The organism is Dactylosporangium sp. CA-233914, assembly GCF_050942935.1.
Taxonomy (GTDB): domain Bacteria; phylum Actinomycetota; class Actinomycetes; order Mycobacteriales; family Micromonosporaceae; genus Dactylosporangium.
The window spans coordinates 12,203,248-12,228,186 of record NZ_CP192030.1 but is presented as its reverse complement, the minus strand read 5'-3'; the positions used below and the strand labels follow the sequence as shown (position 1 = coordinate 12,228,186).

The 24,939-nt window shown below is 68.4% G+C and carries 19 protein-coding genes, 3 tRNA genes and 1 pseudogene; all 23 read left to right on the top strand.

Annotated elements, in window-relative coordinates:
• Positions 1-18 precede the first annotated feature (18 nt).
• The 23 genes and pseudogenes from ACQPY0_RS54620 (at position 19) to tuf (ending at position 24,654) form a co-directional block, all read left to right on the top strand.
• A complete protein-coding gene (locus tag ACQPY0_RS54620) occupies positions 19-2,502 on the top strand; it encodes a putative bifunctional diguanylate cyclase/phosphodiesterase (RefSeq protein ID WP_432980401.1) in 2,484 nt (827 codons plus the stop codon).
• 1,161 nt (positions 2,503-3,663) lie between these two features.
• Positions 3,664-3,736 (top strand) — tRNA-Thr (locus tag ACQPY0_RS54615).
• Between the two features lie 32 nt (positions 3,737-3,768).
• Positions 3,769-3,841 (top strand) — tRNA-Met (locus tag ACQPY0_RS54610).
• A 111-nt stretch (positions 3,842-3,952) separates the two neighbouring features.
• Positions 3,953-4,120, top strand: coding sequence for a 50S ribosomal protein L33 (rpmG, locus tag ACQPY0_RS54605; protein WP_033357682.1), 168 nt, complete (start codon positions 3,953-3,955; stop codon positions 4,118-4,120).
• Positions 4,121-4,199: 79 nt separating this feature from the next.
• The gene (locus ACQPY0_RS54600; RefSeq protein ID WP_432980398.1) at positions 4,200-4,646 is read left to right on the top strand and encodes an FAS1-like dehydratase domain-containing protein; all 447 of its coding nucleotides are present in this window, start codon (positions 4,200-4,202) and stop codon (positions 4,644-4,646) included.
• Positions 4,647-4,704: 58 nt separating this feature from the next.
• On the top strand, positions 4,705-5,118 hold the full coding sequence (locus tag ACQPY0_RS54595) for a MaoC family dehydratase (protein ID WP_432980395.1): 414 nt from the start codon (positions 4,705-4,707) through the stop codon (positions 5,116-5,118).
• Between the two features lie 103 nt (positions 5,119-5,221).
• Positions 5,222-5,294, top strand: a tRNA-Trp gene (locus ACQPY0_RS54590).
• 212 nt (positions 5,295-5,506) lie between these two features.
• On the top strand, positions 5,507-5,986 hold the full coding sequence (secE, locus tag ACQPY0_RS54585; RefSeq protein WP_432980392.1) for a preprotein translocase subunit SecE: 480 nt from the start codon (positions 5,507-5,509) through the stop codon (positions 5,984-5,986).
• A gap of 205 nt (positions 5,987-6,191) precedes the next feature.
• Positions 6,192-6,791 (top strand): annotated as a pseudogene (gene nusG / locus ACQPY0_RS54580) (transcription termination/antitermination protein NusG); the annotation flags it as partial.
• 160 nt (positions 6,792-6,951) lie between these two features.
• A complete protein-coding gene (rplK, locus tag ACQPY0_RS54575) occupies positions 6,952-7,383 on the top strand; it encodes a 50S ribosomal protein L11 (protein WP_432980389.1) in 432 nt (143 codons plus the stop codon).
• A gap of 71 nt (positions 7,384-7,454) precedes the next feature.
• Positions 7,455-8,186, top strand: a complete 732-nt coding sequence (rplA, locus tag ACQPY0_RS54570) for a 50S ribosomal protein L1 (RefSeq protein ID WP_432980386.1) — start codon at positions 7,455-7,457, stop codon at positions 8,184-8,186.
• 62 nt (positions 8,187-8,248) lie between these two features.
• Positions 8,249-8,989 carry an ATP-binding cassette domain-containing protein gene (locus ACQPY0_RS54565; protein ID WP_432980383.1) on the top strand — a complete coding sequence of 247 codons (741 nt, stop codon included), beginning with the start codon at positions 8,249-8,251 and terminating at the stop codon, positions 8,987-8,989.
• Positions 8,986-9,675 (top strand): hypothetical protein, encoded by a 690-nt coding sequence (locus ACQPY0_RS54560; protein WP_432980380.1) that lies wholly within the window; start codon positions 8,986-8,988, stop codon positions 9,673-9,675. Before ACQPY0_RS54565 ends, ACQPY0_RS54560 begins: the two co-directional genes overlap by 4 nt.
• 278 nt (positions 9,676-9,953) lie before the next feature.
• On the top strand, positions 9,954-10,502 hold the full coding sequence (gene rplJ, locus ACQPY0_RS54555) for a 50S ribosomal protein L10 (RefSeq protein ID WP_432980377.1): 549 nt from the start codon (positions 9,954-9,956) through the stop codon (positions 10,500-10,502).
• Between the two features lie 46 nt (positions 10,503-10,548).
• On the top strand, positions 10,549-10,932 hold the full coding sequence (gene rplL, locus ACQPY0_RS54550) for a 50S ribosomal protein L7/L12 (RefSeq protein WP_432980374.1): 384 nt from the start codon (positions 10,549-10,551) through the stop codon (positions 10,930-10,932).
• 539 nt (positions 10,933-11,471) lie between these two features.
• Positions 11,472-14,897, top strand: coding sequence for a DNA-directed RNA polymerase subunit beta (locus tag ACQPY0_RS54545; RefSeq protein ID WP_432980371.1), 3,426 nt, complete (start codon positions 11,472-11,474; stop codon positions 14,895-14,897).
• Positions 14,898-14,988: 91 nt separating this feature from the next.
• The gene (locus tag ACQPY0_RS54540; RefSeq protein ID WP_432980368.1) at positions 14,989-18,876 is read left to right on the top strand and encodes a DNA-directed RNA polymerase subunit beta'; all 3,888 of its coding nucleotides are present in this window, start codon (positions 14,989-14,991) and stop codon (positions 18,874-18,876) included.
• A gap of 208 nt (positions 18,877-19,084) precedes the next feature.
• On the top strand, positions 19,085-19,420 hold the full coding sequence (locus tag ACQPY0_RS54535) for a hypothetical protein (protein ID WP_432980365.1): 336 nt from the start codon (positions 19,085-19,087) through the stop codon (positions 19,418-19,420).
• Positions 19,420-19,968 carry a hypothetical protein gene (locus tag ACQPY0_RS54530; protein WP_432980362.1) on the top strand — a complete coding sequence of 183 codons (549 nt, stop codon included), beginning with the start codon at positions 19,420-19,422 and terminating at the stop codon, positions 19,966-19,968. Before ACQPY0_RS54535 ends, ACQPY0_RS54530 begins: the two co-directional genes overlap by 1 nt.
• A gap of 347 nt (positions 19,969-20,315) precedes the next feature.
• Positions 20,316-20,690 (top strand): 30S ribosomal protein S12, encoded by a 375-nt coding sequence (rpsL, locus tag ACQPY0_RS54525; protein ID WP_033357671.1) that lies wholly within the window; start codon positions 20,316-20,318, stop codon positions 20,688-20,690.
• 1 nt (position 20,691) lies between these two features.
• A complete protein-coding gene (rpsG, locus tag ACQPY0_RS54520) occupies positions 20,692-21,162 on the top strand; it encodes a 30S ribosomal protein S7 (protein ID WP_260725398.1) in 471 nt (156 codons plus the stop codon).
• A 47-nt stretch (positions 21,163-21,209) separates the two neighbouring features.
• The gene (fusA, locus tag ACQPY0_RS54515) at positions 21,210-23,309 is read left to right on the top strand and encodes an elongation factor G (RefSeq protein WP_432980359.1); all 2,100 of its coding nucleotides are present in this window, start codon (positions 21,210-21,212) and stop codon (positions 23,307-23,309) included.
• Positions 23,310-23,460: 151 nt separating this feature from the next.
• Entirely contained in the window at positions 23,461-24,654 is a 1,194-nt protein-coding gene (gene tuf / locus ACQPY0_RS54510; RefSeq protein WP_432980356.1) for an elongation factor Tu, read from the top strand.
• Positions 24,655-24,939: the final 285 nt, after the last annotated feature.

The window sequence follows — 24,939 nt, the reverse complement described above, 5'->3', positions numbered from 1 at the left end:
GAGAAGCACGCATGGCTCGTGACCGGGCCCCTGTTCCTACTCGGCGTGCTGCTGACGCTGCCGGTGATCCTGTCGACCGGCGGCCGATCGATCGAGTACAACCTGCAGTTCGCGCCGATCCTGTTGGCGGTGGCGATCCTCGCCGTCTACACGCCGCTCAACTTCGAGATCCGCCGTCAGGCCGTGACCGTCCATCTCAACGACGTCGCGATCCTGCTCATGCTGTTCTACCTCTCGCCGCTGGTGGCGATCGGCGTCCGGCTCATCGCCGGACTCACATGGCTGATCACGTCCAAGTTCGGCGCGCACAAGCTGGCGTTCAACACGGCGAGCTACTTCGCGGGCATGGCGGCCGCCAACCTCGTCGTGTTCGAGCTGCACCTCGGCAACGGCATCGACCCGTGGACGTGGTTCGTCCTGGGTCTCGCGATCGTGGCCAACAACCTGGTCACGCTCGTCGGCGTCTGCGGCGTCATGACGCTGGTGCAGGGCGTCGGTGTGCTGCTGCCGATGCTGCGCATGGCGTTCTCGGTCCAGGCTGTGATGGGCGTGAACATCGTGGTCGGCCTGATCATGATGCTGACCCTGCAGGCCAGCCGCTGGGGCAGCTTCCTGATCGTGGCGCTCGTGCTCGTGCTCGGGTTCGTCTATCGGGCATATTCGCAGTTCCTGCGCCAGCATAAGAGCCTCGCCGAGATGTATGAGCTGACCCGGCAGGTCGGCGCCACCCACCACGACGGCACCCTGCCCGACGTGCTGCTCGGCCGGATCCGGGCGCTCATGGCGGCCGACTCGGCGACCCTGTGGCTACCCCGGCAGGGCCGCCACCAGGAGGTTCTGCTCTCCGCCCGGTTCGACTACCCGGGTCTGCTCGACAGTGCGCCCACGCCCGAGGTGTTCCGGCGGATGGCGCTGCGCGTCGGCAGCACCATCGCCGTCGGTCCGAAGATGGGGCCGCTTGATCTGCGGGTCACGCTGCAGGAGGCCGGCGGTAAGGACGTCATCGTCGTGCCGCTGCGCTCCAGCGGCGTCTCGATCGGCACGCTGGAGGTCGCCGGCCGGCTCGGTGGCGCACCGGTGTTCGGGCCGGACGACGTGCGGCTGATCGAGACGCTCGCCGCGCACGTGGGTGTGGCGGTGGAGAACAGCCGGCTCGTCGACCGGCTGCAGTACGACGCGAACCACGACGCGCTCACCGGGCTCGCCAACCGGCGGCGGATGATCGAGGCGCTCGGGGAGGCCATGAGCGGCCGCAGCCCGCGCGAGGTCGTCGCCGTGCTGCTGTTCGACGTGGTGGCGCTGCGGGAGGTCAACGACTCGCTCGGCTACGCCGCCGGCGACAAGGTCCTGGCCGAGGTGGCCAAGCGGCTGCGCGGGCTGGCGCCGCAGGGCGCGCTGGTGGCCCGGGTCGGCGACGACGAGTTCGCGGTCGAGCTGCGCACGGCGAGCGCCGACGCGGCGGCCGCGGTCGCCGACACGCTGCGGCACGGGCTGCGCGACCCGATGGTGATCGAGTCGCTCACCGTCGACGTCGACGCCAACGTCGGGGTCTCGATCTACCCGGAGCACGGCGAGGACGCCGAGGTGCTGCTCCAGCGGGCGCACGTCGCCACACACGTGGCGAAGTCGCGGGGGATCGTGCAGGTCTTCAACGCCGGTCTGCAGTCTCGGGCGGTGCGGCGCGTCGGGCTGGCAGCCGACCTGCGCACGGCGCTCGCGAATGGTGAGCTCGAGGTGTACTTCCAGCCCAAGGTCAGCCTCGTCGACCGCCGGCTGGTCGGCGTCGAGTGCCTGGCCCGGTGGGAGCACCCCGTGCACGGCCAGGTGGCGCCGCCGGACTTTGTGGCCGTCGCCGAGCACACGGGGCAGCTGGGGCTGCTCAACGGCGTGGTGCTGCGCGAGGGCATCCGGCGGGCCCGGGAGTGGGCCGACGCCGGGCGGCCGCTCGCCGTCTCGATCAACCTGTCGGCCCGCACGCTCGGGGACGCGGACCTGCCGCTGCAGGTCGCGGAGCTGCTCGACGAGCACGGCGTGCCCGCCGACCGACTGATGCTGGAGATCGCCGAGGACGAGGGGCTGCTGGCCGGCGGGCGGGCGCTGCCCACCCTCGACCGGCTGCGCGACCTCGGTGTGCGGTTGTCGGTCGACGACTTCGGGGCCGGGCGCTCGTCGTTCGCCGACCTGGGCCGGCTGCCGGTGCAGGAGGTCAAGATCGACCGGACCTTCGTGCAGGGCATGGCGACGTCGCCAAGCGACCTGGCGATCGTGCGCACGATCGTGGACATGGCGCGCAACTTCGGGCTCGACGTGGTGGCCGAGGGCGTGGAGAGCGAGCTCACGCTCGGGCTACTCGAGGACATGCACTGCGACATGGGGCAGGGCTTCCTGTTCAGCCGCCCGCTGCCGCATGAGCGCTTCGAGTCGTGGCTGCAGGCCCAGGCCTCCGCCGACCCGGCCGAGGCCCCGGCCGGCGAGGTCCGCTGGCTCCGCGCCGTCCCCTGACGCCCGCAGTCCCGCAGTGCCCGTCGTTCCGCAGCGCTTGCAGTCCCGCAAAACGCCGCCCAACGCGACACCGACACCCCGCAGTGCTCGTCGTCCCCTGACGCCCGCAGTCCCGTAGCGCCCGTCGTTCCGCAGCGCTTGCCGTCCCGCGGCGGCCGCAGTCCCGCAGTGCTTGCCGTCCCGCGGCCAGTAGCGTCCGCCGTCCCGCAAGCCTGTTGCCCGGCTCGCGCCCGTCCGCTCGGCTTGAGCCGGTCGACCTCCGCGTGCTGCTTGGCATTTGCGCCTCCGGCATGGTCACCGTTGCCGTGCCCGCTGCCCCGCCGTGCCGTCCCGCGGCCAGTAGCGTCCGCCGTCCCGCAAGCCTGTTGCCCGGCTCGCGCCCGTCCGCTCGGCTTGAGCCGGTCGACCTCCGCGTGCTGCTTGGCATTTGCGCCTCCGGCATGGTCACCGTTGCCGTGCCCGCCGCGCCGGTCGCGCCGTCCGCGGCCAGTAGCGCTCGGCGGTCTGCTGCCCGTGGCGTTCGCCGTCGTGAGGCGTCTGAGGTTCGCCCGGGAGCAAGCGGACAGGTCGCGGTCAAGAGCGCCGTCGGCAGGGCATGTGGCCTGCGGTTGTCGGCCGCGCCGTTGCGGGCATTGGCGGGGGAGCGGCCGTGTACTCCATCGACGGTCGCTCGTGGACAAAAATATCGGGAGCGAGCGGACAGAATGGGGAGTGTCGCCCGCGCCGTCGAGGGTGCCTTGGCAGGCCCTGTTTCCCTAGCGAATAGCGGAGCAAGCAGACATATCGTGTCAAGAGCACCGTCTACGGGCGTTGGTTGCACCGCTAAGGGTGCCGTGGCGGGCTCTGGTGCGGCGATGATCCCCGTCGACAGCTCGCCCACGAGGCGAAATATCCGGAACTAGCTGATTGTCGGAGTTTCGGCGCGGGATGGGCCAGCTGAATGCCAACACCGAAGAGCGCCGGAATCAGGCTCGGGGCAGAGGCGGAACGTCTGGGCTCGGTATTGGGCGAGTGTCCCCCGCCGGTGGGCGGCAGACGTGCCGAAGTGGGTGGAAAAGGCCTGGTGAGCTGCGAGAAGGCCCAAAGTGGGTAAGTCGATTTCGTGGCTGGGCTGAGGCCGTGTACGCTTAGCGAGCGCGTGTGCGGGAACGTATGCGATGCGCCCCCTTAGCTCAGTCGGCAGAGCGTCTCCATGGTAAGGAGAAGGTCTACGGTTCGATTCCGTAAGGGGGCTCGAGACCGGGCTTGAGGCATCGAGTCCGCCGCGGCGGTGTAGCTCAGATGGCAGAGCAAGCGGCTCATAATCGCTGTGTCGCCGGTTCAAGTCCGGCCACCGCTACAGAACGTAACACGGGACGCCCGGCTGGGCGTCCGTCTGTGTGAGCCGCTATGATGGTTCGCCGGATCGGCATCCGCCCCACAAGAACGCTCTGAAGGAAGGCACTTCGCCATGGCCAAGGCGACCGACGTTCGTCCGAAGATTACGCTGGCGTGCACGGAGTGCAAAGAGCGCAACTACATCACCAAGAAGAACCGCCGCAACGACCCGGACCGCATCGAGCTCAAGAAGTTCTGCCCGCGCGACGGCAAGCACACCGTCCACCGCGAGACCCGGTAGTCGTAGCGACGTCCGAAGTTCCGAGTGAAGCCCCGGCCTGAGGCCGGGGCTTCGCCGTGTTACCGGTAAATTCCACTGCATGCCGTTGGATCAGTCGTTCATGGGCCGGGTGTACCCGCCCACGCCGCCCTACGAGGTGGGCCGGGAGAAGATCCGCGAGTTCGCGGACGCCGTCTTCGCCACCGACCCCGTGCACCGCGACCTCGCCGAGGCCCGGGCCAAGGGCTACAGCGACGTGATCGCGCCGCCCACGTTCGCCATCATCCTGAGCCAGAACGCCGGGCAGCAGCTCGTGGACGACCCGACCTTCGGCATGGACTACAGCCGGGTGGTGCACGGCGGTCAGACGTTTCGCTATGAGCGCCCGATCCAGGCCGGCGATCATCTCGTGACGGTGATGACGGTGGAGGAGATCAGCAGCCGGGCCGGGCACGCGTTCCTCACGACCAGGCACGAGGTGTCCACCGTCGAGGGCGAGGCCGTCGTGACGATCTGGACCCGGCTCGTGATCCGTGGGGAAGGCTGAGATGGCCGTGGGAAAGGCTGAGACGGCCGGGGGGAAGGCTGAGATGGGGAGGGCTGAGATGCAGCCAGGCGCCGAGTTCCCGGCCCAGACCTACCGGGTGACGCGGGCGACGCTGGTGCGCTACGCGGGCGCGTCGGGCGACTTCAACCCGATCCACTGGAGCGACCGCCAGGCGACAGGCGTCGGGCTGCCCGGGGTGATCGCGCACGGCATGCTGACCATGGGCGTGGCCGCCCAAGCGGTCGCCTGCTGGGTGGGCGGCACCGCCTCGATCGTGGAATTTTCCACGCGATTCGCCAACCCGGTCGTGGTCCCCGACGACGACAAGGGGACCGAGATCGTGGTGAGCGGCGTGGTGCGGAAGATCCTCGACGAGGGCATCGTGCAGATCGACGTGACCGCGACGTGCCAGGGTGAGAAGGTCCTGGGCGCCGCGAAGGCACTCGTTCGAAACAACGACGACAACCAGTAGAGGGGGTGGTTGGGATATCCCGCCGCTTACCCGTACACTGGTGCGCCGTGGGGTGAGCAACCCGACACTGGCCTGTCCGGAGTCGTGGATGCGTTCCTCGCGAAGGGGTGTGGCGCAATTGGTAGCGCAGCGGTCTCCAAAACCGCAGGTTGCAGGTTCGAGTCCTGTCGCCCCTGCGCCGAAGGCCTGACCTGGGTCTGGCGCACCCGGCCGGAAGGCCGGGGCGTCGACCGCAGCGGTCACGGTTGGTCCGACCGAGCGCCGCCGGCTCCCGCCGGTGGTCCACGATCGGGCCGATACCGGTGGTCGACGGGTCGTCCAAGGGCCCGGGGTCTTGCTGCCGGCCGGAACGGACCGAGCACTCGTGAGATCACGGAAGAGGGCGAAAGTGGCCGAACGCAGGCGACGCGGGGTCAACCCCGCCGACGATCGCCGTGAAGAGGAGCTCAGCGCCGAAGACGCCGCCATCGAGGAAGAGTTCGCCGAAGAGCTGGACAGCCTCGACACCGCCGACGACGTCGAGGACGAGGACGACCTCGGGGACGACGAGACCGCGAGCAAGAACGGCCGGGCCAAGGGCTCGAAGTCCACGGACACCAAGTCCAAGGACGTCAAGGACAAGACCGGCAAGAAGGCCAAGGTCAAAGAGGGCTCGTCCAACAACATCTTCGTGCGGCTCATCAACTTCATCCGCGAGGTTGTCGCCGAGCTGCGTAAGGTTATCTGGCCGACCCGCAAGGAACTGACCACGTACACGCTGGTCGTGGTGGTGTTCGTGATCATCATGCTCGCCATCGTCGGCGGCCTCGACTTCGGCTTCGCCAAGCTCGTCCTCTGGTCCTTCGGAAACGGCAACGCCGACCAGTAAGGCCTGGGGACGATCCGGCAAGGCCCTGAGGACGATCGGGTGCCGCCGGGCGGATACTTAGGTCACAGGCGCCGGACGGGCGACCGAAGACAGACAGACGGAAGTGAGCAGCGTGCAGGAATTCGACGAGACGCCCGGAACCGACGACGAGCAGCACGAGGAAGCGTCGACGGTGATGACGGCCGCCACCCCGACGGTGGCGTCCGACGCCGAGGACCCCGTCGCCGAGCTGCGTGCCGCACTGCGCTTCGCGCCCGGTGACTGGTACGTCGTGCACTCCTACGCCGGCTACGAGAACAAGGTCAAGACGAATCTCGAGACCCGGATCACGAGCCTCGACATGGAAGAGTTCATCTACCAGGTCGAGGTCCCGACTCGTGAAGAGGTCGAGATCAAGAACGGCAAACGCACCCAGGTGCAGAACAAGGTCTTCCCCGGCTACATCCTCGTCCGGATGGAGCTGACCCCGGAGTCGTATTCGTGCGTGCGCAACACGCCCGGCGTCACCGGCTTCGTCGGCGCGACCGACCGGGCCGACCGCCCGGCGCCGCTGTCGCTCGACGAGGTGCTCAAGTGGCTCGCCCCCGCGGTCCAGCAGGAGGGCAAGAAGGTCGGCAAGCCCGAGGTCAAGGTCCTCGACTTCGAGGTCGGCGACTCGGTCACCGTCACCGACGGCGCCTTCGCCTCGCTGCAGGCGACCATCAGTGAGATCAACGCCGACCAGCAGAAGCTCAAGGTGTTGGTCTCGATCTTCGGTCGCGAGACCCCGGTCGAGCTCAACTTCAACCAGGTCACCAAGATCTAGGTCGCGAAGACCCAGGTCACGAAGATCTAAAACGCCTGCGCTACGCTTGAGCGTCCGGCCTCAGACGCCGGGCGCTCAAGCGTGCGTGGAAGAAACCCGGACCGTCGGCCCGGGCGAACACGGCACGAACCGATTCCAGCCCAGGAAGACGAAAGCAGCCATGCCTCCGAAGAAGAAGCTCGTCAAGACCTTCACGCTTCAGTTGCCGGGCGGCCAGGCCACGCCGGCTCCGCCGGTCGGTCCCGCCCTCGGTCAGCACGGCGTGAACATCATGGAGTTCGTCAAGGCGTACAACGCCCAGACGGAGTCCATGCGTGGTGACATCATTCCGGCGCAGATCAGCGTCTACGAGGACCGGACGTTCACGTTCATCCTCAAGACGCCCCCCGCCGCCCGCCTGCTGCTCAAGGCCGCCGGCGTGCCGAAGGGCTCCGGCGTCCCGCAGCGGGACAAGGTCGGCTCGATCACCAAGGCCCAGCTCCGCGAGGTCGCCGAGAAGAAGATGGCCGACCTGAACGCGAACGACATCGAGCAGGCCGAGAAGATCATCGCCGGCACCGCCCGCTCCATGGGCATCACGGTCAAGGACTGAAGCACAGAACCGCAGAAGTGGGAGGGCGCCCCCCGGGCGTCCGCACTGAGACCACAGGAGAAATCAGCGACATGTCGCAGCACGGCAAGAACTACCGCAAGGTCGTCGACCTCGTCGACCGCAACGCGCTCTACAGCCCCGCGGACGCCGTCCGGCTGGCGAAGCAGACCACGACCGTGAAGTTCGACCCCACCGTCGAGGTGGCCATGCGCCTGGGCGTCGACCCGCGCAAGGCCGACCAGATGGTCCGGGGCACGGTCAACCTGCCGCACGGCACCGGCAAGACCGCCCGCGTCATCGTCTTCGCGCAGGGCCCCAAGGCCGCCGAGGCCGAGGCCGCCGGCGCCGACGCGGTCGGCACTGACGAGCTCGTCGCCCGGATCCAGGAGGGCTGGCTGGACTTCGACGCGGCGATCGCGACGCCCGACCAGATGGCCAAGATCGGCCGGATCGCGCGGATCCTGGGCCCGCGCGGCCTGATGCCGAACCCGAAGACGGGCACGGTGACCATGGACGTCACCAAGGCGGTCAACGAGATCAAGGGTGGCAAGATCACCTACCGCGTGGACAAGCACGCGAACCTGCACCTCATCATCGGCAAGGCCAGCTTCACCGATCAGCAGCTGGTCGAGAACTACGCGGCCGTGCTCGACGAGGTCAACCGGGCCAAGCCCTCCGCGGCCAAGGGGAAGTACCTCAAGAAGATCTTCCTCACCACCACGATGGGCCCGGGCATCCCGGTCGACCCGAACAAGACGCGCAACCTCCTCGAGGACGACAGCGTCACCACCGCCGCGGAGTAGTTCAGCGAACTCCCAGCCAAGCGGGGCATTCCGGGACAGCGTGCCTGTGGCACGCTGTCCCGGTGCGTTTGCAGGACGTGTGGTTTCGATACGGCCGCCGCGCGCCGTGGACCCTGCGGGGCGTCGACCTGACGCTCGAGCCCGGCGAAACGGCCGTCGTGGTCGGCCCGAACGGATCGGGGAAGTCCACGCTGCTGCAGCTCGCGGCCGGGGTCCTGCGGCCGGGCCGGGGCGTGGTCACCGAGCGGCCCGCCGTGGTCGGCTGGGTGCCGGAGCGCTTTGCGGCGGATCAGCCGTTCACAGCGCGTACCCACCTGACCCACATGGCGGCGATCCGCGGCCTGGACGGCACCGCGGACATCGAGCGGTGGGCGCGCCGGCTGCACTTCGAGAACTTTCTCGACGTCCGGCTCAACCGGCTGTCGAAGGGCTCGGCCCAGAAGGTCGGGCTGGTCCAGGCGCTGCTCGCGCCGCCGGGCCTGCTGGTGCTCGACGAGCCGTGGGAGGGCCTCGACGCGCAGACCCGCGAGCAGGTGCCCGCGATCGTCGCCGAGGTCGTCGGGCGCGGCGGGTCCGTGCTGGTCAGCGACCATCTGGGCGAGGTCGCGCGGTTGCCCGGGGCGCGCCGCTGGCACGTGCGCGACGGCGAGGTGCACGCTGGGGAGCGACCGGCCCGCAAGAAGATCATCGAGCTGGCCGTCGACGCGGCGGAGGCCGGGGACGCGGTCGCACGGCTGCGCTCGGCGGGCTTCGACGTCCTGGCCGTCCGCGACGACGCGACCGACGGGATGGCCCGCGCATGATCGCGCTCACCCGCATGCGGCTGGCCGGCTTCGTGCAGACCGGGCGAGCCGCCGCCCCGCTGCTGGCCGCCCTGGTCGTGCTCTCGATCCTGTACGGCGGCGGCCAGGCCCAGGCCGGCGAGGCCTACGGGGTCTCCGCGGCCATCCTGTTCGTCGTGCTCGCCTGGCAGACCAAGGTGCTGCTCGACGTCGAGCCCGACGTGCAGCGCCGCCTCGGGCGAGTCGCGGTCGGCGGCGCCGGGCGGGAGATCGTCTCGGGCCTGCTCGCCGGCGTGGTGGCCGGACTGCCCCTGGTGCTGATCGCGATGGTGCTGCCCTGGATCGTCGGCGGGGTGACGACCCCGCGCGCCGGCGACCCGCCGCTGTCCACCGGCATCGCCCTCGGGCTGTGGGCGCACCTGCTGCTCCTGCTGCCGGCCGTGGCCCTGGGCGCGCTGTCCAGCCGGGCGGTGACCCTGCAGGCGGCCCGCGGCCTGACCGTGCTCGTCGCCGGCATCGTCTTCGCGATCGTCTTCGGCCTCAAGCACTTCCCGGCGCCGTGGCTGGCCCCGCCGGTCATGACCACCGCGCGCGACACCGTCGGCGCCGCGCACCTGCCGGCCGTCATCGTCGCGACCCTTTGGGGGATCGTGTGGAGCGCCGTATGCACCGGGATATACGCGAAGATCCGGATCAGTCGCGCGTGATTTGGTGAAAGCCGGCTCGTCACGTACTGTAATAGCGCTAAACCCGAAGACCGCTGGTCATGTCCGCGTGCCTCTCCTGCTGAGGATGCTCGGACATCGAAGGCCCCGCCGCAATGCGGGCGACCCGCGCAGGGACGCGAAACTGGTGTGAACGCCGGCGCCGTCATGCGCCGTCCTCCGCTCCGTGCGCCCCTGCGCCGGGGCGTTTTTCATTGCCCGGGGCTGTGACCGACGTCCGAGGGACCGAGATCAACCCGAAGCAACGAGAGAGGAGGGACATGGCGGACAAGCCGGTTCGAGACGACAAGGCCAGCGCGGTTGCGGAGCTCACCGAGAAGTTCCGTGGCTCCTCGGCCACCGTGCTGACCGAGTACCGCGGCCTGACCGTGGCGCAGCTCAAGACCCTGCGCCGCAGCCTCGGCCGTGAGACCACCTACGCCGTCGCGAAGAACACGCTCGCGAAGCGTGCCGCGACGGACGCGGGGATCAGCGGACTCGACGATTTGTTCTCCGGTCCTACCGCGCTCGCCTTCGTCGGCGGTGACCCGGTCGAGGCGGCCAAGGGTCTCCGCGAGTTCGCGAAGGCCAACCCGCTGCTCATCATCAAGGGCGGCGTGTTCGAGGGCAAGGCCATCAGCGCGGACGAGGTCCGCCGCCTGGCCGACCTGGAGTCCCGTGAGGTGCTGCTGGCGAAGCTGGCCGGCGCCATGAAGGGCAACCTGAGCAAGGCCGCGGCGCTGTTCCAGGCCCCGCTGTCGAAGGCGGCCCGCACCGCCCAGGCTCTGGTGGACAAGCGCGCGCAGGAAGCCGGTGGCGCGGCCGAGTAGTCCGGCCGCTCACCCATAACCCGAACTTTTGAAAGGAACCGCCACCATGGCGAAGCTGAGCACCGACGAACTCCTCGACGCGTTCAAGGAGATGACGCTGATCGAGCTCTCCGAGTTCGTGAAGCAGTTCGAAGATGTCTTCCAGGTCACCGCGGCCGCCCCGGTCGCCGTCGGCGTTGCCGCGCCGGGCGCCGCGCCGGTCGAGGAGAAGGAAGAGCAGAGCGAGTTCGACGTCATCCTCGAGGGTGACGGCGGCAAGAAGATCCAGGTCATCAAGGTCGTGCGCGAGCTGACCGGCCTGGGCCTCAAGGAGGCCAAGGACCTGGTCGAGGCCGCCCCGAAGGCCGTCCTCGAGAAGGCCAACAAGGACAACGCCGAGAAGGCCAAGGCGAAGCTCGAGGCCGAGGGCGCCAAGGTTACCCTCAAGTAACTTCTGGTCCTCAGTGCCTGCGGGCAAGGGCGGCCGCCGGGGGACCGGCGGCCGCCTTTCTCGTGGGCGAATTGTAAGGACCCCAAGATCTAGGGGGCCGACCACAACACTTAGTGGTCGGAGTGCGAGATATCTGTCACGGTGCCTCGACGCGCGTGGGAACCCTTGACGCGATGACCAGCGGCCAGGCACGCTAATCAGGCACTGCCTTCCGCGGACGCGGCGGCCGGGCGGACCGACCAGATGTGCCCCGACCCTTCTTGGGTTCGGCTCTGAGTGCATCGATAGGGAAACCGCAGGCCACGACCGACGCGAGCGGCTCGGCCGGTGGAGAAACGATCTTCGCAAAAGGTCGTTGGAAACATCGTGCACGATGCCGCTGGACAGCGGTGAGCCCTTCGGCTACACTGCTAGTTTGCGCTGTCTTCTGACTTCACCTTCGGCGTGAGGTGCCTGTTCATGGGCTCCTCCACATCGAAGGTCGTCAGGCTGCACGCGAAACGGCCTGTCTGCAACACCGGTCCTCGGAAGGACGCATCTTGGCAGCTTCCCGCCCTGCGAAGACCAGTTCGAGCGCTTACGCTCCCCGCCGGGTCTCCTTCGGCAGGATCACCGAACACCTTGAGGTTCCCAACCTCCTTGCCATCCAAACCGACTCGTTCGACTGGCTGGTTGGCAACGAGAATTGGCAGAGCCGCACGGCCGGTGACCAGCACGCCCGTTCAGGGCTCGCGGAGATCCTCGATGAGATCAGTCCTATTGAGGACTTCTCCGGCACGATGTCACTGTCGTTCTCCGCGCCGCGCTTCGACGAGGTCAAGGCCCCGATCGAGGAGTGCAAGGAGAAGGACCTCACCTACTGTGCCCCGCTGTTCGTGACCGCGGAGTTCACCAACCACACCACCGGCGAGATCAAGAGCCAGACGGTGTTCATGGGTGACTTCCCGATGATGACTCCCAAGGGCACCTTCATCATCAACGGCACCGAGCGCGTCGTGGTGAGCCAGCTCGTCCGCTCCCCGGGCGTGTACTTCGACAAGCAGCCGGACAAGACCTCCGACCGCGACCTCACCAGCGTCAAGGTCATCCCGAGCCGGGGTGCCTGGCTGGAGTTCGACATCGACAAGCGCGACACCGTCGGTGTCCGTATCGACCGCAAGCGCCGGCAGGCGGTCTCCGTCCTGCTCAAGGCGATCGGCTGGTCGGCCGAGCGCATCCGTGAGAAGTTCGGCTGGTCCGAGCTCATGATGACCACGCTCGAGAAGGACCACATCGCCGGCCAGGACGAGGCGCTGCTGGACATCTACCGCAAGCTGCGGCCCGGTGAGCCGCCGACGCGGGAGAACGCGCAGAACCTCCTGGACAACCTGTTCTTCAACCCGAAGCGATACGACGTCGCCAAGGTCGGTCGATACAAGTTCAACAAGAAGCTCGAGCTGAGCGTCCCGATCCACCAGGGCGTCCTGACCGAGGAGGACATCGTCGCCACGGTCGAGTACCTCTGCCGCCTGCACACTGGCGAAGAGGGCTACGAGGCCGACGACATCGACCACTTCGGCAACCGGCGCCTGCGCACGGTCGGCGAGCTCATCCAGAACCAGGTCCGCGTGGGCCTGTCCCGGATGGAGCGCGTCGTCCGCGAGCGCATGACCACCCAGGACGTCGAGGCGATCACGCCGCAGACCCTGATCAACATCCGCCCGGTCGTGGCGGCGATCAAGGAGTTCTTCGGCACGTCGCAGCTGTCGCAGTTCATGGACCAGACCAACCCGCTGGCGGGCCTGACCCACCGGCGGCGGCTGAGCGCGCTCGGCCCCGGTGGTCTGTCCCGTGAGCGGGCCGGCTTCGAGGTCCGTGACGTCCACCCGTCCCACTACGGCCGCATGTGCCCGATCGAGACCCCCGAGGGTCCCAACATCGGTCTCATCGGCGCGCTCTCGACGTTTGCGCGGGTCAACCCGTTCGGCTTCGTCGAGACGCCCTACCGCAAGGTTACCGACGGCCGGGTGACCGACCAGATCGACTACCTGACCGCGGACGAGGAGGACCGGTACGTCAAGGCGCAGGCCAACGCCCCGCTCAAGAGCGACGGCAACTTCGCCGAGGACCGCATCCTGGTCCGCCGGAAGGGCGGTGAGGTCGACAACGTCCCCGCCGACCAGGTGGACTACATGGACGTGTCGCCGCGGCAGATGACGTCGGTCGCGACCGCGATGATCCCGTTCCTCGAGCACGACGACGCCAACCGGGCACTGATGGGCGCGAACATGCAGCGCCAGGCGGTGCCGCTGGTCAAGGCGGAGTCGCCGCTGGTCGGCACCGGCATGGAGTACCGTGCCGCCGTCGACGCCGGCGACGTGGTCGTGGCCGAGGTCGGTGGCGTGGTCGAGGACATGTGCGCCGACTACGTCACGATCCACCAGGACGACGGCCACCGCCGCACGTACCTGCTGCACAAGTTCCGCCGCTCCAACTCCGGCTCCTGCGTCAACCAGAAGCCGGTGATCTTCGAGGGCGACCGGGTCGAGGCGGGGCAGGTCATCGCCGACGGTCCGTGCACCGACGAGGGCGAGATGGCGCTCGGGCGCAACCTGCTCGTGGCGTTCATGCCCTGGGAGGGCCACAACTACGAAGACGCGATCATCCTGTCCCAGAAGCTGGTGCAGAACGACGTCCTCACCTCGATCCACATCGAGGAGCACGAGGTCGACGCGCGCGACACCAAGCTGGGCCCGGAGGAGATCACCCGCGACATCCCGAACGTCAGCGAGGAGATGCTCGCCGACCTCGACGAGCGGGGGATCATCCGGATCGGCGCCGAGGTCGTCACCGGCGACATCCTCGTCGGCAAGGTCACGCCCAAGGGTGAGACCGAGCTGACCCCGGAGGAGCGGCTGCTGCGCGCGATCTTCGGCGAGAAGGCCCGCGAGGTCCGCGACACCAGCCTCAAGGTGCCGCACGGCGAGACCGGCACGGTCATCGGGGTGCGGACGTTCAGCCGCGAGGACGGCGACGAGCTGTCCCCGGGCGTGAACGAGCTGGTGCGCGTCTACGTGGCCCAGAAGCGCAAGATCCAGGACGGCGACAAGCTCGCCGGCCGGCACGGCAACAAGGGTGTCATCTCCAAGATCCTTCCGGTCGAGGACATGCCGTTCCTCGAGGACGGCACCCCGGTCGACATCGTGCTCAACCCGCTCGGCGTGCCCAGCCGGATGAACATCGGCCAGGTGCTGGAGACGCACCTCGGGTGGGTGGCCAAGACGGGCTGGAAGATCGACGGCGACGACACCGAGTGGAAGCGCGCGCTGAAGGCCATCAACGCGGGGGAGTCCGAGCCGGACACCAACGTGGCGACCCCGGTCTTCGACGGCGCCAAGGAGGAGGAGATCGCCGGCCTGCTGAGCAGCACGCTGCCCAACCGGGACGGCAACCAGCTGATCGGGGCGAGCGGCAAGGCGCGGCTGTTCGACGGCCGCTCCGGCGAGCCGTTGCCCGACCCGATCGCGGTTGGCTACATCTACATCCTGAAGCTCAACCACCTGGTCGACGACAAGATCCACGCTCGCTCCACCGGGCCCTACTCCATGATCACGCAGCAGCCGCTGGGTGGTAAGGCGCAGTTCGGTGGCCAGCGCTTCGGTGAGATGGAGTGCTGGGCCATGCAGGCCTACGGCGCGGCCTACGCGCTGCAGGAGCTGCTGACGATCAAGTCCGACGACGTCCTCGGGCGCGTCAAGGTGTACGAGGCGATCGTCAAGGGCGAGAACATCCCGGAGCCGGGCATCCCGGAGTCCTTCAAGGTGCTCCTCAAGGAGCTGCAGTCGCTGTGCCTGAACGTCGAGGTGCTCTCCAGCGACGGCGTGGCCCTCGAGATGCGTGAGACGGACGACGAGGTCTTCCGCGCGGCCGAGGAGTTGGGCATCGACCTCTCGCGGCGCGAGCCGAGCAGCGTCGAGGAAGTCTGATTCGCGGCCGGTGCCCCTCCCGGCGGGGAGGGGCACCGGCACCGCGACCTAGCAATTACCCGAGCAACTGAATCGTGAGGACATAGACGAAGTGCTCGACGTCAACTACTTCGACGAGCTCCGCATCGGCCTGGCCACGGCCGACGACATCCGCCAGTGGTCGCACGGCGAGGTCAAGAAGCCCGAGACGATCAACTACCGCACCCTGAAGCCGGAGAAGGACGGGCTCTTCTGCGAGAAGATCTTCGGGCCCACCCGGGACTGGGAGTGCTACTGCGGTAAGTACAAGCGGGTCCGCTTCAAGGGCATCATCTGCGAGCGCTGCGGCGTCGAGGTGACCCGGGCGAAGGTCCGCCGTGAGCGCATGGGCCACATCGAGCTCGCCGCGCCGGTGACGCACATCTGGTACTTCAAGGGTGTGCCGAGCCGCCTGGGCTACCTGCTCGACCTGGCGCCGAAGGACCTCGAGAAGATCATCTACTTCGCGTCGTACGTGATCACCAGCGTCGACACGGAGGCCCGCCACCGCGACCTCGCCACCCTCGAGAACGAGGTGTCGGCCGAGAAGCGGCAGGCGGAGAACGCGCGCGACTCCGAGATCGAGAAGCGGGCCGCCAAGCTGGAGCAGGACCTGGCCGAGCTCGAGGCCGAGGGTGCGAAGGCCGACGTGCGCCGCAAGGTCAAGGAGGCCGGCGAGCGCGAGATGCGGCAGATCCGCGACCGCGCCCAGCGCGAGATCGACCGCCTCGACGAGGTCATGGACACGTTCCGCAAGCTGGAGCGCAAGAACCTCATCACCGATGAGCTGCTCTACCGCGAGCTGCGCGACCGGTTCGGCGAGTACTTCAACGGCGCCATGGGCGCCGAGGCGATCAAGGCGCTGCTGGAGACCCTCGACCTCGACGACGAGGCCGAGCTGCTGCGCGAGACCATCCGCAGCGGCAAGGGCCAGCGCAAGATCCGGGCGCTCAAGCGCCTCAAGGTCGTCGCGGCGTTCCTCAACACCGCCAACTCGCCGCTGGGCATGGTCCTGGACTGCGTCCCGGTCATCCCGCCGGACCTGCGCCCGATGGTGCAGCTCGACGGTGGCCGCTTCGCCACCAGCGACCTCAACGACCTGTACCGCCGGGTCATCAACCGCAACAACCGGCTCAAGCGCCTGATCGACCTGGGTGCCCCGGAGATCATCGTCAACAACGAGAAGCGGATGCTGCAGGAGGCCGTCGACGCGCTCTTCGACAACGGCCGCCGTGGTCGTCCGGTCACCGGCCCGGGCAACCGGCCGCTGAAGTCGCTGTCCGACATGCTCAAGGGCAAGCAGGGCCGGTTCCGTCAGAACCTGCTCGGCAAGCGCGTGGACTACTCCGGCCGTTCCGTCATCGTCGTTGGCCCGCAGCTCAAGCTGCACCAGTGCGGCCTGCCGAAGCAGATGGCCCTGGAGCTGTTCAAGCCGTTCGTGATGAAGCGCCTGGTGGACCTCAACCACGCGCAGAACATCAAGTCGGCCAAGCGCATGGTCGAGCGTCAGCGGCCGGTCGTGTGGGACGTGCTGGAGGAGGTCATCGCGGAGCACCCGGTGCTGCTCAACCGCGCGCCGACCCTGCACCGCCTGGGCATCCAGGCCTTCGAGCCGCAACTGGTCGAGGGCAAGGCCATCCAGATCCACCCGCTGGTCTGCACCGCCTTCAACGCCGACTTCGACGGCGACCAGATGGCCGTGCACGTGCCGCTGTCGGCGGAGGCGCAGGCCGAGGCCCGCATCCTCATGCTGTCCAGCAACAACATCCTCAAGCCGGCCGACGGCAAGCCGGTGACCATGCCCACCCAGGACATGATCATCGGTCTGTACCACCTCACGCACATCCAGAAGAACCTGCTGGGCGAGGGGCGCGTGTTCAGCTCCGACGCCGAGGCGCGGATGGCGTTCGACAACGGTGAGCTGCACCTTCAGGCGCCGGTGAAGATCCGGCTGAAGGACATCATCGGGGTCGACAACGGCGTGGGTGCGCAGCCGTGGGACGCGCCGGAGGGCTGGCAGCCGGGCGAGCCGGTCGTCGTGGAGACCACGCTCGGCCGGGTGCTGTTCAACGAGACGCTGCCGGTCGGGTACCGCTTCGTGAACTACGAGATCCGCAAGGGTCAGCTGTCGGCGATCGTCAACGACCTCGCCGAGCGCTTCCCGAAGGTCTCCCTCGCGGCGACCCTGGACGCGCTGAAGCTGGCCGGCTTCCACTGGGCAACCTGGTCCGGCGTCACCATCGGCATGGAGGACGTCATCCAGCCGCCGCGCAAGGCCGAGATCCTGGAGCGCTACGAGAAGGAAGCCCAGCGCATCGACAAGCAGTACCAGCGTGGTCTCATGACCGCCGAGGAGCGCCGCGGCGAGCTCATCGAGATCTGGACCAAGGCGACCGGCGAGGTGGCCAAGGAGATGGAGAGCGCGCTGCCGCGCGAGAACCCGCTGTGGAAGATGATCAACTCGGGTGCCCGCGGTAACCTCCTCCAGCTCCGCCAGATCGCCGCGATCCGTGGCCTGGTGGCCAACCCGAAGGGCGAGATCATCCCGCGGCCGATCAAGGCGTCGTACCGCGAGGGTCTGTCCGTGCTGGAGTACTTCATCTCCACCCACGGTGCCCGCAAGGGTCTGGCCGACACCGCGCTGCGGACCGCCGACTCGGGTTACCTGACCCGTCGTCTGGTCGACGTCTCGCAGGACGTCATCATCCGCGAGGAGGACTGCGGCACCGACCGCGCGATCCCGATGCCGGTCGGCGAGCTGGTCGACGGCGTCATGCGCATCCACCAGCACGCGGAGACCGGGGTGCACGCGCGCACCCTGGCCGACGACGTGCGGGACCAGGACGGCCGGATCGTCGCCGAGCGGGGCACGGACATCAACTCGATCGTGGTCGACCTGCTGGTCGCCGCGGCCGTGGAGACGGTTCGGGTCCGCAGCGTGCTCACCTGCGAGTCGAAGCTGGGCGTCTGCGGCGCCTGCTACGGCCGGTCGCTGCCCACGGGCAAGACGGTCGACGTCGGCGAGGCGGTCGGCATCATCGCCGCCCAGTCGATCGGTGAGCCGGGCACGCAGCTGACGATGCGTACCTTCCACACCGGTGGCGTCGCGGGTGAGGACATCACCCAGGGTCTGCCGCGTGTCACGGAGATCTTCGAGGCCCGCGTCCCGAAGGGCAAGGCGCCCATCGCCGACACCCCCGGCCGCGTGCGCATCGAGGACGGCGAGCGGATGCGGAAGATCATCATCGTGCCGGACGACGGCAGCGACGAGATCGTCCACGACAAGCTCAGCCGCCGCGTGAAGCTGCGCATCCAGGACGGCGAGCACGTCGAGGTCGGCGAGAAGCTCACCGAGGGCACGATCGACCCGCACGAGCTGCTGCGCATCATGGGTCCCCGGGCGGTGCAGGTGCACCTGACCTCGGAGGTCCAGGAGGTGTACCGCTCGCAGGGTGTGCTCATCCACGACAAGCACATCGAGATCATCATCCGCCAGATGCTCAAGCGGGTGACGGTCATCGACTCCGGCTCGACCGAGTTCCTGCCGGGCGTGCTCGTCGACCGCGCCATGTTCGAGGCGGAGAACCGCCGCGTCGTCGCCGAGGGCGGCGAGCCGGCAGCCGGCCGTCCGGTGCTGATGGGTATCACCAAGGCGTCGCTGGCGACGGAGTCGTGGCTGTCCGCGGCCTCGTTCCAGGAGACGACCCGGGTCCTGACCGACGCCGCGATCCACGCGCGCAGCGACTCGCTGATCGGTCTGAAGGAGAACGTCATCATCGGTAAGCTCATCCCGGCCGGTACGGGCATCAGCCGTTACCGCAGCATCCGGGTCGAGCCGACCGAGGAGGCGAAGGCCAAGGTCTACTCGATGACGGGCTACCCGGAGGCCGACTACGGCTTCGGGCCCGCCAGCGGCCAGGCCGTCCCGCTGGACGACTTCGACCTGGGCTCCTTCCGGTAACCAGCCGGCGCGACACAGCAACAGGGGCGGGGACCTACGGGTCTCCGCCCTTTCGCTGTGGCTGCCAGAGCGCCGGCCCGGCCCGGGCGCACGGCGAACCGGAAGGTCGCGATGAGGGCGACCGGCGTGTGGCAGGGGGTGTGGGTGGGCGGAGCCCCCTGCCGGGGAGCGAACGGAGCGAGCGCGAGACGCAGGTTAGAGTCGTCTTGTGACGTCCTCGACCCGGCACCCGCTCGACCCGGACCCCGTCCGCGCGACGAAGGCCACCGCCGTGCTGGGGCTGGGCCTGCTCTCCGTGGTCACCGGGCCGTTCCTGGGCGGGATCATCCCGGCGACGCTCGCGCTGCTCATGGCCCGGGAGTCGCACGGGGAGCTCGTCGCCGCCGACGGCTTCCTGCTCGGCGCCCGGCGCATCCGCACCGGCGTGCGACTGGCCTGGACCGGCATCGTGCTCGCCGTCGCCGGCCTGGTCGTGCTGGCGATCATCGGCCTGCTGCACTACGCACGGCAGCGCGGCACCGCCTTCGACCCGACGGTGAACTGATGGCCTACCCGGGACCGCCGGCCCCCCATCAGCCGCGGCCCGCCTACCCGGCCGCCCCGCCGCCGGCGTACGGTCCGCCGGCCTACGGTCCCCCCTACGGTCCGCCGCCGGCGTACGGCCACCCGGGCGCCGGCCTCGTGCCGCCCTCGCCGGCGGTGGCGCCGGCCATCCGGATCGACCACGTGCAGGGCACGTCGTTCGGGGTCGCCTACCCGGCCGTGCCGTCGACGCCGAGCGGCCCGTCGATCGGCTCCCTGGTCGCCGGCATCGCCTCGATCCTCGTCGCGCTCTTCGCCACCTGCCTCGGGGTCAGCGGGGCGCAGGGCGGCTGGGGCCTCGCGGCCGCCGGCGCGTTCACCGTCCTGGGTGTCTTTCTCGGCGGCGGCTCCGTCGGCCTGGCCATGTTCGGCCTGCGCCAGATCCGCCGCGCCGCCGGCCCGGCCGTGACGATCACCGGCCGGGGGATGGCGATCAGCGGGATCGTGCTGGGCTCGATCGGTGCCGGCCTGGCCCTGCTCGCGCTGCTGCTGAGCTTCGCGACGGGGTGAAACGAGGCGCGGACCTCGGGATAAGGAGGCCCCCGGACGCTTCGATCGGCGACCGGGTACTCTTAGCGTGAAGAGTGTTCCGTCGGATGGCGCCCCGGGCGATTTTGACCAGCGTCCTCACGGTGGGTACTCTTTCCCCTCGTGCCCGGCTTTGCCGGGCAACTCGTGCGTGCGCCCACATCGCCCGCTCTGCGGGCAGAGGGTGGGTGCGGACCACAACCCCCGGGCTGGGATCAAACGGGCCGGGTCGCGCGACAGGCGACACGCCCGACCGCGGGTGCCGGTCACGCCGGGAAATACAGAAGAGAAGACGTGCGGCCGCGAGGCCGAAGGGAGAGGCAGGCCCAGTGCCTACGATCCAGCAGCTGGTCCGCAAGGGCCGCCAGGCGAAGCTGAGCAAGACGAAGACGCCGGCGCTCAAGGGAAGCCCGCAGCGGCGGGGCGTCTGCACGCGTGTGTACACCACCACGCCGAAGAAGCCCAACTCGGCGCTGCGCAAGGTGGCCCGCGTGCGGCTGAGCAACGGTATCGAGGTGACGGCCTACATCCCCGGTGTCGGTCACAACCTTCAGGAGCACTCGATCGTGCTGGTCCGTGGCGGCCGGGTGAAGGACCTCCCCGGCGTCCGGTACAAGATCATCCGCGGTTCGCTGGACACCCAGGGCGTTCGCAACCGCAAGCAGGCTCGCAGCCGTTACGGCGCGAAGAAGGAGAAGAGCTGACATGCCGCGTAAAGGCCCCGCGCCGCGCCGGCCGCTCGTGGCGGACCCGGTCTACAACTCCCTGCTCGTCACCCAGCTGATCAACAAGATCCTGGTCGAGGGCAAGCGCCAGCTCGCCGAGCGCATCGTCTACAGCGCTCTGGAAGGCGCCCGCGAGAAGACCGGCACCGACCCCGTGGTGACGCTCAAGCGCGCCATGGACAACGTCAAGCCGACCCTCGAGGTCCGCAGCCGCCGCGTCGGTGGCGCGACCTACCAGGTTCCGGTCGAGGTCAAGCCGGTCCGGGCGACGACGCTCGGCCTGCGCTGGCTGGTCACCTACTCCCGCGCCCGCCGCGAGAAGACGATGGTGGAGCGGCTCATGAACGAGCTGCTCGACGCGAGCAACGGCCTCGGTGCTTCGGTGAAGCGCCGCGAGGACACCCACAAGATGGCGGAGTCCAACAAGGCCTTCGCGCACTACCGCTGGTAAGCGACGCTTCCCCAGCGACCCGACGAGAGACGAAGTAGGGATTTGTAGTGGCTGCCGCAGACGCCGCCCTCGCCAAGGTCCGCAACATCGGCATCATGGCGCACATCGACGCCGGTAAGACGACGACGACCGAGCGCATCCTCTTCTACACCGGCATCACGTACAAGATCGGCGAGGTCCACGAGGGCGCGGCGGTCATGGACTGGATGGAGCAGGAGCAGGAGCGCGGCATCACCATCACCTCCGCCGCCACGAAGTGCGAGTGGAAGGGCCACACGATCCAGATCATCGACACGCCCGGCCACGTCGACTTCACGGTCGAGGTCGAGCGGTCGCTGCGCGTCCTCGACGGCGCGGTCGCGGTGTACGACGGCGTGGCCGGCGTGGAGCCGCAGACCGAGAACGTCTGGCGGCAGGCGGACAAGTACAACGTCCCGCGTATGTGCTTCGTCAACAAGCTGGACCGCACCGGTGCCGACTTCTTCCGCTGCGTGCAGATGATGGTCGACCGGCTCAACGCCACCCCGCTGGTGCTGCAGATCCCGATCGGGCTCGAGGGCGACCACATCGGTGTCGTGGACCTTCTGGAGATGCGCGCGCTGACCTGGCGCGGCGAGACCCAGAAGGGCGAGGACTACGCCATCGAGGCGATCCCGGAGAACCTGGTCGAGCAGGCCAACGAGTACCGGGACAAGCTCCTCGAGACGCTGGCCGAGACGGACGACGACATCATGGTCCGCTACCTCGACGGCGACACGTTCGACGTCAAGGAGCTCAAGGCCGCGATCCGCAAGGCCACGATCGCCGGCAAGCTGAACCCGGTCGTGTGCGGCTCGGCGTTCAAGAACAAGGGCGTGCAGCCCATGCTCGACGCCGTCGTGGACTTCCTGCCCTCCCCGCTGGACATCCCGGCCATCGAGGGCATCGCGACGGACGGCGAGACGCCGCTGCTGCGCAAGCCCTCGGTCGACGAGCCGTTCTCCGGTCTGGCCTTCAAGATCCAGACCGACAAGCACCTCGGCAAGCTCACCTACGTGCGCATCTACTCCGGCACGCTCGACTCCGGCACCCAGGTGGTCAACTCCACCAAGGACCGCAAGGAGCGGATCGGCAAGATCTACCAGATGCACGCGAACAAGCGTGAGGAGCGCAGCAGCGCCGGTGCCGGCGACATCATCGCCGTGCAGGGTCTCAAGCAGACCACCACCGGTGACACGCTGTGTGACCCGGCCAACCCGGTCATCCTGGAGTCGATGACCTTCCCGGAGCCGGTCATCGAGGTGGCGATCGAGCCCAAGACGAAGGCCGACCAGGAGAAGCTGGGCACCGCCATTCAGCGCCTGGCCGAGGAGGACCCGACCTTCCGCGTCAAGAACGACGAGGAGACCGGGCAGACGGTCATCGCCGGCATGGGCGAGCTGCACCTCGACATCCTCGTCGACCGCATGCGGCGCGAGTTCAACGTCGAGGCCAACATCGGCAAGCCGCAGGTGGCCTACCGCGAGACGATCAAGTCGGTCGCGGAGAAGGTCGAGTACACCCACAAGAAGCAGACGGGTGGCTCCGGCCAGTACGCCCGAGTGATCATCAAGCTCGAGCCGCTGGAGACCAGCGCCGACGGTCCCACCTACGAGTTCGTCAACGCGGTCACCGGTGGCCGCATCCCGAAGGAGTTCATCCCTTCGGTCGACGCCGGTGCCCAGGACGCGATGCAGTACGGCGTGCTGGCGGGCTTCCCGCTGGTCGGCATCAAGCTCACGCTGCTGGACGGCCAGTACCACGAGGTCGACTCCTCGGAGATGGCCTTCAAGATCGCCGGCTCGATGGTGCTGAAGGACGCGGCGCGCCGCGCCAACCCGGTGCTCCTCGAGCCCCTCATGGCGGTGGAGGTGACGACGCCCGAGGAGAACATGGGCGACGTCATCGGCGACCTCAACTCCCGGCGTGGCACCATCCAGGCGATGGAGGAGCGTGGCGGCGCCCGTGTCGTCCGCGCCACCGTGCCGTTGTCGGAAATGTTCGGCTACGTCGGCGACCTGCGGTCGAAGACTCAGGGCCGGGCGAGCTACTCGATGCAGTTCGACTCCTACGCCGAGGTTCCCGCGAACGTGGCGAAGGAAATCATCGCGAAGGCGACCGGGGAGTAGTTCCCGGTAGTTGGCCGTGAGGCTGTGTCAGCGGGGCTGAGGCTACCGGGCTGCGTGCAGTCAGGGAGTTTGCCAGACCCAAGTCGACAGGGTGCGTCGGCGCTTCCAGCGTCGGCGCACCGTGAACCAAGAAGTCCACAGGAGGACACCAGTGGCGAAGGCGAAGTTCGAGCGGACTAAGCCGCACGTCAACATCGGCACCATCGGTCACATCGACCACGGTAAGACGACGCTGACGGCGGCCATTACCAAGGTGCTGCACGACCGGATGCCGGACGTGAACCCGTACACGCCGTTCGACGAGATCGACAAGGCGCCGGAGGAGAAGGCCCGCGGCATCACGATCTCGATCGCGCACGTCGAGTACCAGACCGAGAACCGGCACTACGCCCACGTGGACTGCCCGGGTCACGCCGACTACATCAAGAACATGATCACCGGTGCCGCGCAGATGGACGGCGCGATCCTGGTGGTGGCGGCGACCGACGGCCCGATGCCGCAGACCCGTGAGCACGTGCTGCTGGCCCGCCAGGTCGGTGTGCCGTACATCGTCGTGGCGCTCAACAAGAGCGACATGGTCGACGACGAGGAGCTCCTCGAGCTCGTCGAGCTCGAGGTCCGCGAGCTGCTGTCGAGCCAGGAGTTCCCGGGCGACGACGCTCCGGTGGTGCGCGTCTCGGCGCTCAAGGCGCTCGAGGGCGACCAGAAGTGGTCCGACGCGCTCATGGAGCTGATGAACGCGGTCGACACCGCGATCCCGCAGCCCGAGCGTGAGACCGAGAAGCCGTTCCTCATGCCCGTCGAGGACGTCTTCACGATCACCGGTCGTGGCACGGTCGTGACCGGTCGCGTCGAGCGTGGCATCCTCAAGCCGAACGAGGAGGTCGAGATCGTTGGCATCAAGGCCAAGTCGATGAAGACCACCTGCACGGCGATCGAGATGTTCCGCAAGATCCTCGACGAGGCGCGCGCCGGCGAGAACGTCGGTCTGCTCCTGCGCGGTATCAAGCGCGAGGACGTCGAGCGCGGCATGGTCGTGGTGAAGCCGGGTTCCAACACCCCGCACACCGAGTTCGAGGCGACCGTCTACATCCTCTCCAAGGAGGAGGGCGGCCGGCACACCCCGTTCTTCCAGAACTACCGTCCGCAGTTCTACTTCCGCACCACGGACGTCACGGGCGTTGTGACGCTGCCCGAGGGCACCGAGATGGTCATGCCGGGCGACAACACCAGCATGTCGGTTCAGCTCATCCAGCCGATCGCGATGGAGGAGAACCTCCGCTTCGCGATCCGCGAGGGTGGCCGTACCGTCGGCGCCGGTCGCGTGACGAAGATCATCAAGTAATACCCAGAGGTACCCCGATTTCACTTTGCCGCATTACGTGCGGCATAATGGACGGGTTGCGTCGCGGGGCGGTCGAGACTGCTCGATGAGGAGTCTCGACCGCCTCTGCGCGGCGTCGGTCAGGATTTGCCCAAACAAGCAGTCTGGACCGGCGCGGATCCCCTCGACTGGGCGTGGCACGCCCTGGGGTTGGTCTCCACGGCGGAAATCGCATACGGCGGAGCCTGGCCCTTGGCCGCGACACGCCCGACCGCGGGGGTCGGACTACCACCTTTAGGCGGCACC